We start from the raw sequence: 10,641 nt of genomic DNA on the forward strand, positions 1-10,641 counted from the left end.
GCTTTACCGGCTTTTGCGTTGGGTGGATGTAGGTCACTGCCGGATCGCGAGGCACAGCCCATACGTCGGAAATTCGCTTTCCATTTAATATGTGGCGTCCCTTCACGGCGAAGATGAGAAATTCGTGGGTCGGACTGTAGGCTCCACGAAGATCACCCATTCCTCCCCCGTTCTTTTGCCAGATAATGCAGTTCTTGATGGTGAAGTCGCGTGAGATGCGAGTATACCACTGGATATAGACGTCCCATCGCGTGTAGCAGTAAAAAGCACCACCATCCTTCAGAACCCGATAAGCATCGGCCAGCCAGTCAGCCATGATGATATCGTCGTTTTGGATTGCGGTGAACTTTCGCTTTCGACCGCCGCTACGGTAATTGATGCCGTAGGGTGGGTCGGCGATGATGAGGTCGATGGAACTGTCAGGGAGCAGTTTGAGACCGTCGTTAATGTCCATGTGATGGATGGTGTCTAGCGTTAATTCGCCGAGGTTTTCTGTCATTGGCCACCGTCCTTGAAAAAAATAAAGCAGTCCAACCACGATGGGCTGAACTGCCTGTCTATTCAATAGGTAGGCTGTGGGTGGTGGTGTACAAGAAGACTCAGATTGACTAATCTAAGCAGGCTCTCCTGGATGTTTAATGGCAAAAGGCTCATTATTTAAACCTTCATTAATCGCACCAATATGTGGAACTAACCATTCGAGTATTTCCTGAAGTAATTCATCTCGACCAGCCACGTAAACTATTTCCCCATCCTGATGAGTTTCTGGGAAAAGCCTAATATAACTAACATCTCCAAGTTTTAGTGTGTAAGGATCTTTATTTGTTCCAGAATAAACACATATTACTTTATCAACGATTCTTTTATTAGGTCGATATTTACTAACAGGATAAACACACTTAATGTTGTAGTAATCCTCCAATTGACGCATGTTTTCTGTTTCAACATCTTCAGAACAAATATTCGATAACTTTTTGTGTTTTACATCTATAACCATTCCGCTTAAACAGATATTTGGCTCTCCTAATTGATAAAGTTCAATTCGCAAATCGGGACAATTATGTTTTGATGATGTACAACATGATGTTCCAACCTCACAAGCAAGTTTTTCTGTGGGAGGTAACGATTCATCAAAAACCAAGCGAATCTGATGTAAATTATTTTCCAAAATCAACTCTGTACCTTGAGGAATTCCTTGCTCAATCACATTTGAGAAAACATTTGCATCTAAACCCGCAATAACCTTAAATTCATAACCAGTATCTTTAAGTAAGTCTAAAAACGTTGCAACTACGTAATATTCATAGATTTGCCATGTAGGTTTCCTTATTAGAGTCATTCGGGTACTATTGCCACGCTGTTGGGTTAATTCTTCACTCTGTTTAAAGATCCGATGAATTTGCTTTAATTCACGATTGTTAAAACGATAATTTCCCTTTGGTGGAATTGATTGGATTTCGTTTAACTCCGTGTTGAGAACAAGAAATAGAATACGGTGTTTTACAACGTCTAATGCGTTTACCCATTCTTTAAGATTTTTATTGAGTTTGTTTAATCTCTCTAAACGTTGAGAAGATTTCCAAACCATATTATTAATTTGGTAGATATACTCTTTCGCTACACCATATTTACGACGGCTAAGGTCATCTTTTTTAATTAAAAAGTGATTTTTCTTTTTTTCCTCTGCATGGCATTCCTTTTGTACAGATGTTACTTCATGGTGAATTTTCTTTAGCGCATAATCTATACGGGACAGCCACTGCAAAAGCATATGTTTTAACCTTCGCCCAAGTTCTTCATCGACAGTTAAAACGGTTCCTTTATTAAAATACTGTTCACGACCATAAATATCAAAAGGCTTTCTTATTTTCATTCGAATCCCTTTACTATTTATGGTTGCGGAATAGGGTTTTGAAACTATCACCTTGGTAAGTTTCACAAGATGTTCAGTGCGAACTCGAGACAAAAGGGTGACTATTTCAGCCTCGTGTGTTTTATGAAATCTGGCATATTCGTGATACCACTTCAAAGAGTCAACGTCTATGTTTTCGACTAAACGATTTTGTTCAATAAAATCGTAACAGATTGTTCGTATTCTCTTTTCAAGATAATTGTGAATCGATTGTACTTGATTTCCCTCTAAGTAAATTGGAATAATTTCGACCGAAGTATTGTAAGTAATACCTTTATAATAAAGTTTCATTAACGTATAGCCCAACCTAAAGGGGAATTCGTTGTTGTCCTCACCTAAGTAATCAAATACTGATACCGTATTCCCCAAGGCAATTTTAACAAAACCATCCTCTGATTGTGTCTCTAATTCCAAGTATGCTTCACTTTCAACAGCTTCAGCGGAGTCTGCCATTAATGAAATAGTTAAAGGAATATTTTCTCGAATTATAAATTCACCTTGGGAAAAAAGAGGTACGGGATCAAATACAGTCAGTGGAGTCATGGGGTCCCATCCTACCTTGACCACTATCGATAAAGGAATAGTATGACCACTACATTGTATAGCCATTTATGGCCACCTCTTTAGCCTTTTGCTTAAGAAATTCAATAGATTTATTAAATAACCTTTGCTCATAAATTTTCTCATCTTCATTGCCATAAAAGGCTTTTAAGTGCTCATTAATAGCTTTTAACAACTCTCCTCCTTCAACCTTATCGGTAACAGAATTATATGTTCCCAAAATTTCCTTAACCATATCTCGATGGCCTTTTACCTTTGTAAATACACGTTGACAAAGTTGAAAATCAAAAGCTTCGGAACGAGCCATTAACCTATTTTCGTTATCATCGAAAGGTATATTTTCGATAAAACTAGCAATAGCCCTAACAACTCTAAAGCTGACACCATTTTGAGTATCAACCTTTTTCATTTCTTCATGCAATTTATCTAGTAAAGCTAACTCTTCTGGTTCCATTGCTACCAAGGGATTATTGATTTCCCTAATCCAGCTTCTAAAAGTAACGGCTGTTATAGTGTTATACTTTTTAACTTCATTACGTTCTTCTTTCGCAAACCTAGCATTAAGGAACGATTGCTTATGCAATTGAATTACGTTTGCCCGGTCTAAAAGTCGATTTGAGAATTCCTTAGTCGTTTCATCAAGATTAGCAGTTCCTACAAAGATTACGTTATCACCGATCGAGATACCAGCTCGATACTCCTCTTGTAAGCAGAACTGCCTATCACTAAACAGTCTTAAATTTCTATCCCCTTTGTCCATCTCCATGATAGAAATAAACGGACTGAACCAGTGTTCAACTTGAGAAAGGTTCATTTCATCAAAGATGACCATGTAAACTTTATTTTGATTTTGACTTGCATTATATAGAAAACGAACTAACCCCGTTTCACTTTCGACAAAATAGCCAGTTTGAGGGTTAAGATAACCCAAAACATCCGCTGGTTCAGTGTAGGAAGGACTTATAGGAATAATGAGCAAATCCTTTCCACTTTTTAACCCCAAGGTCTTCGCGTATTCAATAGCGAGCCTCGTTTTTCCAGTCCCACTCATTCCCCCTAATATTGTAAGGAAGTTTGTTTTTAGCGCTGTGTGAAAACTATATAAATCATTTTCATTATAAAAGAGATTTGCCGTAATCATATTATTCTTTAATGCAGTTAAGAACTCGTACTCGGAAATCTGGTCTTTAGCGACTAAGGGAGTTCCTTGAACTGGTTTAGTCGCTATTACCGTTTCAGGTTGCACCACAACCGATTCTCGGACAAGTTGAAAATCTTCTCTTAACGGTCTTCCTTTGGCTTGAAATAATAATTCTAGCTCATGCCCATATTCTGTAGGAATAAAATGCAGCCCTTGGTAGGAGCACTGACTTCTCCGGGTAAAATCATAGGGTATTTCCATTCGAGTAATTTTATCCGGTGATGTGCAGTAAAAGCTATTTACGTTCTGCAAATGAGGACGAATTGAATCTGCCGGTATATGATAAAGGGCGTTTTCGCATATTAAAAATTGCGGAGCAGGCATAACTCCGTTATAATGTCTAAATTGCACTTGGCTTTGTTTTTGTAAAAGAGCTTCAAAACGTTTTCTATCTAAAGTACTTACAACTGTTGGAACAACACGATAAGCCGTTGCAACTGGTTTCTCTTCCGATATGTACACTATGTCGAAATTATAGTAATAAGGATCCTCATCTTCATACCGATTGTTATTTCTATTAAGTAGTGGATGCGCAAGAATGAGTCGGTTAGATAATTTTTCCCTTAGCCAGTTAACTCGTTCGCTATAATCTACGTCCGCGTATCCTATAGTATTAAGACCTTTATAATTTCTATCGTCTATAGTTACAAAAGGTTCTTGCATGTCTATTTTTACGTTATCTATTGGAGTAGGTAAAGGTGAGAGAGTTTGTAAATAGATTACTGTGTTCTCCATTACTCTATGTTTATACCATGCTATTGGGGCAGGTTCATTAGCTAAGTTTCTGTTTGGTACAATATAACTTTCCATATCAGGTACCTTAAATAAGATTAAGTTTTTCTTAATGGATTCTATCTGGTTAACAGTTAAAAGATTCATTACTATTCTACCCCTTTACGAATTAATTCTTTAATCCATTCTTGCTCACTAAAAGCTACAATCTCTTCAACCCTAGACCAACATTCGGCTTCTTCCTTAAAATCTTCGTATTCAATTGTTGTTCCGAACGATTGTCTATGTAGGTAAATAATTTTCCCTGAATAATTAGAAAACACATTCTTTTCAGTAAATGTTGATATCTCAATTATATTCTTAATAGGTATTAATGGCGGAACAATTGTTTTGAAATATGAGTTCGTTACTATTATGTAGTCGTTAGGATTTGGCAACATTGCAAGAAAAACGTCATTTTGATTTTTTAGTTCGGTAATTTTCTCTACCACCATATTAACATGTTTAAAGCCAAAACGCTCTAATATATGCGAAATCTGTAACTTAAGTTCAGAATTTTGTATTTGTATTGTTTCATTATCGTTATCCAATTGCTTAATCTGTTCATTAAGATTACTTACTTGTTCTCCTTTGTCTAATATAATATTTGTTTTTTCTTGATTACTTAATTCTAACTTTTTAACATGCTTATTAATTAAATCAATATCTTTAATTAAATTTTGTATATCTCTTGTTAGATTTTCATTTTTCTGTGTAAGTTGTTCGATTTTTGTACTTGACTTAGATAATTTGCTAGTTAAACTCGTAAGTTCCTCAGATGCTTTCTTATGTTTGGTGGCTAAATTAGTTTTTTGATGTTGAATATTTTCTAATTCTTTAAAGAGTATCCATAGAACAAACGGATACAATAAAGGATTGTCCGGTTCAGTATTGATTAGTTGTTCAGATAGATTTTTTATATGTTCGTCGTGAATACTAGAAAAATCAAAAATTTTATCGGAGAATGGCTTGTCTTCATTATTTACAATATTTTGAGCTAATGATTTAATCTCATCAGCATTTAGTATTTTAGTCTGATTAAAAACAATTTTAATATACTCCTCTTGAGGTATATCTTTAGCATATTCATCAAAAATGTTATTAATCGGTGGATTATCAACCCACTTTTCCATTAGTTCTTTGTAAAGTTCTATATCATTTGCGAATATATAAGCAATAAGATACGGTTCCGGAATATGTAAGTTCATTACACATATTTTTATTAACTCCTTCCCTTTTGCTTCAGGGAGCTTATAATTATTCATTGTGGATTTTCCGATATTATTTAGTTTTTCGTAAAAATTAATACGTGATTTTCCCTTCTTTTGGGCTAGACCGTCCTCGAATATCTGTTTCATACTGCTTTTAAGTAACGCATACGGCATTTTATCGACGGGCATTGGACCAATAGGGTGCTTTATCCGCAACTGTTTTACAAAAGCCCTTAGTCCGTCTTCTGGGAATCTTGAAATAAAAAATGCATATTCATTCATTCATTTATTTACCTCCGATTTTTTTAAATAATTACTGTTTCTACGAAAATATGTTGTTTTCCTGCATGTTTCGGGATTGTTTTATGATAGTCGTCTGCTATCCCTCACATAGCAGATGAGTTTGCGATTACCTGGCCCTTCAAGCCTAACAAAAAGCCTCCCTTATCCCGCGAAAAACTCATCTGCTATGTATACTCAAAAAAAGCGACCTCGCCGGTAATGGCGAGATCGCTGTGTGGAGGTTAATACGTGTTGAGTTTTTTGAGGCTTCGTTTATAAGCCCGGGCGAAGGATTTAGAAATAGACAAATTCTTGTCAATGGTCTTTTCCACCTTATCTGCTATGCCTAACCTTGATAATCTTAAGCGTCTCTTGAACGCTTCAAGGTCTCTCACTGATTCTTCATAATGAGCTTGTTTCTCTGATAAACTCATTATTTTCTCACCCCTACGCTTTAGGCCTTGGTCCTCAACCCACTCATACAATAGTCTCACCTCCATAAATTAGAGTTCCAGTTGGAGTGGCGGAATATTTGCTTTGGTTGATTGTTACTTTGTTAAACAAAAGCGACCTCGCCGGTGGTGGCGAGATCGCGGTGTGGAGGTTAGTGCAGGCTTTTGCTATGAAATTCTATCAGATCTTCAAACCATCGGCTTGATTCCTTCGCTCCCTCAAGTGTTTTCTTAAGATGTTCTTGAACGCTTTCAGGAACTCTTATCCCGGCAGATTCAATTTGCTCAAGAAAATATTCGAGATCATTAGCAAACTTCTCGTTCATTTTCTTATCGTGTTTGAAGTTCCCTAATAACTCCACTATTTCCTTGTTCCTCTGTCGCCGTCGAGATTCAAGCCATTCCTGGATGAAGACGCATCGCCTCTGGGTTTAGTGTGTCCCGGAAGCACATCTACAGTATCTGGAAGAGATTAACTAGCTTAGTTACTTCAAATACCTCTTTTACAAAACCATTTACATTAGTAATAACCATTTTCCCTCTACCTATTGCTATTTTCTTGTGAAGATTAACCAAGAAAGATAATCCTCTACAATCGATGAAAATTACATTACTCATATCAATCTTTAACTCTTCTATATGGCCACCTATAAACGGAAATACTGCTTTGCCTAAATGTTGAGCTTCGGTTAGAGTCATTTTTTTCGATGGGATGAGATACATGATATTTTCTAAAACTTTAATCTTATAGCCCATCATATATCCCCTTAAAATAAGTTCTAAATACGAAATTGGTGCTAGCCATTCGTCAAAACGATTATTACATTATTCTTCCTCCTTTGAAAGTGCTCAGAAAAGACATAGAGACCCAGTACATCAATTGTACTGAGCCTCCAGTCTTTCTGGTCAGCTCAAAAAACTATGAAGATTTGTTGTGCTCCAATATATGGAGGTAAAAAGTAATTGGTTACCCCCATTTTTCTTGTCAATAAAAAAATCGCCCATCACTAATGGACTTTCCGTGTAAGGGCGAAAATGGATAGTCCATTAGAACGGGCGACTCTTCTTTAATTTATTCAGTAAACAGCTAATTACTGTTCAGTAGATTTAATAGAATTCCCTTCCAATTTCTTCTTACCTAACTTACGCTTTTTAGGGGAAAGATATTCTTGTATGGATATCAGCGAGGAGGAAGGGAATTTGAGAAAATTAACGGACAGTGAAATCTTGTCCCTTAGAGAGATGCTTCAAATGGAAACCAACGCTTTGGTTCAATCGAGGGCTTTACAGATGATGATCCAAGACGACGAGCTAAGAAGACTTAACGATGCAGGTATTCTCCAAACCGAAGGAACCATTAAGTCATTTCAACAGTTTATAAATGAGAATAATATTATTGAAGTCGCCGAGGTGAAAAACTAAGATGCCATCACTATTTAATTCATTAATGGGCGTAGGTGCTCAAAATGTTACTCAAATGGGCGATCAGGCTATAGCAAATCAATTGTTAGCGGGTAAGAAAGCAGCAGCTCAAGGCTATTTAACAGCTACACTTGAATCCGCTACACCGGAGATAAGGGCGTTGTTTGCTGATAACCTTAGTAAAGCTGTAACGGGGCATACGATGTTAACGGAATTGGCCGTAAAGCGGGAATGGTATAAGCCTTATGAGATACCAGAAGAACAACTCGTACACACTTACCAGCAATCTGAGTCTGTCGTGGAAAACAGATCTAACTCTTAGTTTATGGAAACGATCGTATAGCGTATTTCTTTTAAGTTTAGTTGGCATCCTAAGTTCGTTGCGTTGATCAAATAACCAACCAACCGGATGTTTAATCAACGAAACGAGGAGCCCCCCTACTTAGCGGCCCGGTCCTATTTGCAGGCCTGGGTTCGCTGTTTCGTGTATCTTCAAAAACAATCCGTACGAGTCATCACAATAAAAAACCGCCTTTCCTCACTGGTCTCCTCGATAGGAACAAGAAGGTAGACCGTGATGCGGGCGGTTATACTTCTATTTTGATGATAATTAATCAGGATTAAACACCGACGACTCTTATTTCACCTAATTATTTCCTCCAACCTTCAAACCCGCCCCACAGAATTCCCTGTGTGCCTTCAGAAACTACAGGCTATATAATTCATATTAGAATAGGGGTAGAGTTGAACGTGGGGGCGTTACAGCAGGTGTTGTGGGATAAGGTTATTTTTAGGCGATTATTTAAGCTACTTTTGTATTAGAGAAATCTCCTCTAAACCATCGATAGAAGAAACGAGACGTTAAAAACGTTAGAAATATTGTTATCCAAGTCCAATACCATGTCCAATGAATATAAATTATGGTGTTAGTATATTTTTCGAGTATTGCTTCAAATCCGGATATGCCCGAGGTGTATACCACGTAATGAGTTAATTGCCTAAGAGTGCTGGTTTTTTCTGGATAGAACAAATTGAACAAGACGCATATACCGGGATATACTAAGTATTCAAAAGTCAAACTGGATTTTGTTGCATTAGCTAAAAAACGAGTGGGATATTCGATAAGATTCCATTCAACAACTATAAGGCCTAAAATCCATGTTAACGTCTGCTTAAATAAAAAAATTACAGTAGCGTCTTTTATCTTGTTCTTTGGAACCAACCAGACTACGAGACCGACTGTTACGATTATTGAAGTTATCTCGATTAATCTGTCTAATGGCATAACTTTGCCTCCCAATATAAGAATTACTTTTATTATGCCCCCAAGTACCTCATTTGACACTATTTTCAGAACTAACAATAACCGCCGCCCCTCCCCACTAGCCCGGATGAGGGATAAAAAAATACCCCACAAAAGCGGGGCGGGATGATTCGGTATGGGACTTAGGGATGAAATGACAATATTATAATATTCTAATTTAATTAGAATGTGATGATGGCAAGGAGCAATTCACTCATAAATCAGTTCAGAGAAGTCTCTTTGAAACTATAATCTCGTTGTCTCCAACAACAGTTTTTACACCATAGACTTACATCAAAAAGCTCCTCGACGCGATAAATATGACTGCCACATCTGGGGCAATCGCCTGAAGTCGGTTTAAGTGAAACCTTCGGTTTTTTCTTTATCTTAAATAAATTAGACAATGAAACCACTCCCAGGAATTAATGAACCATCCCACCCAGTACGCTTCATCGATTATTGTAACCCTTCATGTTTGTTAAAAAGTACCCACCACCACTGACCCTCCAAAGTACGAGATGATGGTTATCGTGGGTAGATTAGCATCGTAATTGTTATCCTATTCGAAAATTAAGCTGGTTGATACAAGAACACGGCTTATTTATCCAATTATTTCCTCAAGCCAACAATACCGACCCTCCACGTTTCCCCCTACGCCTCTCAAACCATCCAACCATAGCATTCATACCATAACTGGGGTTAACCTGGACGTGGGCCATTACAACGAGTGTGGTGGGATGAAGGGGATTTTGGGTGATTTTTTTGGGTAGAACAACAATTTGGGTCAGCGTCCACATTAGCTGCCTGAAAAAGTAAAAGCCCGGCCGTTGGCCGAACTGCTTGAACTCACCTATTTAAGATCTATGCTCTCACCCTCACTCGACTCTAACCCAGGGAATCTCATTGCGACTTCGGTGAGCTGTTTACTAATATTATTTTCTGCTTCTACTGTCCCACCGGGTACAGAAGTAAGCTCGTAATTATTGGGCACTACCGTCCACCTCCGGGATTAGGATGCCCATTCAGACTGCCTACCCGATAACGCGGGTAATTTAGGAGTTTAGTACAGACGAGTGATTGTGCTCCTAGGATAAAGCAAACCCGGTCCCTGAAAACAGTTTCCGGGTCGCTAAGCCAGGAGGTAGCCTTATTGCGTTGAGTAAACATCCGGTTGGTTGATTATTTAGTCAACGCAACGAGCTTAGGATTCCGAGTAAAGGATAAAAAAATACCCCGCAAGAAACTTACGAGGTAAAACAAAAAATAGATTGTTTAGGGGGGAATTCAATTTAACGTATTTCAAGTAACATTAAACGGTGATTAACCTCAATCGCTCTGGGTTATAAGCGTCGAAAATCGAAATCATCGTGTTGCTCATTAAATAACCCGTTTTTCATCAAAACCTAGTTGGAATAATGGTTGTGATTAAAAATAAACGACCCGGTAGTGATACCGAGTCAACAAAATTGAATGTATTCCGTTGCGCTTATTTTTACTATCCACCTTGTTATTAGTCAAGCGCACCG

At 37.7% G+C, this 10,641-nt stretch carries 9 protein-coding genes; 2 read left to right on the forward strand and 7 right to left on the reverse strand.

Features of this window, described 5'->3' with window-relative positions; all coding sequences use genetic code 11:
* The 6 genes from H1S01_RS18925 to H1S01_RS18950 all read right to left on the reverse strand — a co-directional run.
* The coding region (locus H1S01_RS18925; RefSeq protein WP_188041958.1) for a DNA-methyltransferase at positions 1-499 on the reverse strand (499 nt) is incomplete at its 3' end.
* Between the two features lie 114 nt (positions 500-613).
* Positions 614-2,455, reverse strand: a complete 1,842-nt coding sequence (locus H1S01_RS18930; protein ID WP_188041959.1) for a hypothetical protein — start codon at positions 2,453-2,455, stop codon at positions 614-616.
* Between the two features lie 49 nt (positions 2,456-2,504).
* Entirely contained in the window at positions 2,505-4,553 is a 2,049-nt protein-coding gene (locus H1S01_RS18935; RefSeq protein ID WP_188041960.1) for an McrB family protein, read from the reverse strand.
* A 2-nt stretch (positions 4,554-4,555) separates the two neighbouring features.
* On the reverse strand, positions 4,556-5,938 hold the full coding sequence (locus H1S01_RS18940) for a hypothetical protein (protein WP_188041961.1): 1,383 nt from the start codon (positions 5,936-5,938) through the stop codon (positions 4,556-4,558).
* Positions 5,939-6,542: 604 nt separating this feature from the next.
* Positions 6,543-6,752 carry a hypothetical protein gene (locus H1S01_RS18945; RefSeq protein WP_188041962.1) on the reverse strand — a complete coding sequence of 70 codons (210 nt, stop codon included), beginning with the start codon at positions 6,750-6,752 and terminating at the stop codon, positions 6,543-6,545.
* A 91-nt stretch (positions 6,753-6,843) separates the two neighbouring features.
* Positions 6,844-7,146, reverse strand: coding sequence for an STAS domain-containing protein (locus H1S01_RS18950; RefSeq protein ID WP_188041963.1), 303 nt, complete (start codon positions 7,144-7,146; stop codon positions 6,844-6,846).
* A gap of 444 nt (positions 7,147-7,590) precedes the next feature.
* Here H1S01_RS18950 and H1S01_RS18955 point away from each other — a divergent pair, with 444 nt between their 5' ends.
* Complete coding sequence (locus H1S01_RS18955) at positions 7,591-7,812, forward strand: hypothetical protein (RefSeq protein WP_188041964.1); 222 nt, start codon at positions 7,591-7,593, stop codon at positions 7,810-7,812.
* 1 nt (position 7,813) lies between these two features.
* Positions 7,814-8,134, forward strand: coding sequence for a spore coat protein (locus tag H1S01_RS18960; protein WP_188041965.1), 321 nt, complete (start codon positions 7,814-7,816; stop codon positions 8,132-8,134).
* A gap of 480 nt (positions 8,135-8,614) precedes the next feature.
* Here the strand turns inward: H1S01_RS18960 and H1S01_RS18965 are convergent, their stop codons facing one another.
* A complete protein-coding gene (locus H1S01_RS18965; protein ID WP_243237442.1) occupies positions 8,615-9,175 on the reverse strand; it encodes a CBO0543 family protein in 561 nt (186 codons plus the stop codon).
* Positions 9,176-10,641: the final 1,466 nt, after the last annotated feature.

Source organism: Heliobacterium chlorum, assembly GCF_014502795.1.
GTDB classification, from domain to species: Bacteria; Bacillota; Desulfitobacteriia; order Heliobacteriales; family Heliobacteriaceae; genus Heliobacterium; species Heliobacterium chlorum.

Excerpts from the sequence above, each read along its gene's own strand:
- H1S01_RS18930 (WP_188041959.1), bottom strand. The coding sequence starts at position 2,455 with ATGACTCCACTGACTGTATTTGATCCCGTACCTCTTTTTTCCCAAGGT.
- H1S01_RS18935 (WP_188041960.1), bottom strand. The coding sequence starts at position 4,553 with ATGAATCTTTTAACTGTTAACCAGATAGAATCCATTAAGAAAAACTTA.
- H1S01_RS18960 (WP_188041965.1), top strand. The coding sequence starts at position 7,814 with ATGCCATCACTATTTAATTCATTAATGGGCGTAGGTGCTCAAAATGTT.
- H1S01_RS18950 (WP_188041963.1), bottom strand. The coding sequence starts at position 7,146 with ATGGGCTATAAGATTAAAGTTTTAGAAAATATCATGTATCTCATCCCA.
- H1S01_RS18940 (WP_188041961.1), bottom strand. The coding sequence starts at position 5,938 with ATGAATGAATATGCATTTTTTATTTCAAGATTCCCAGAAGACGGACTA.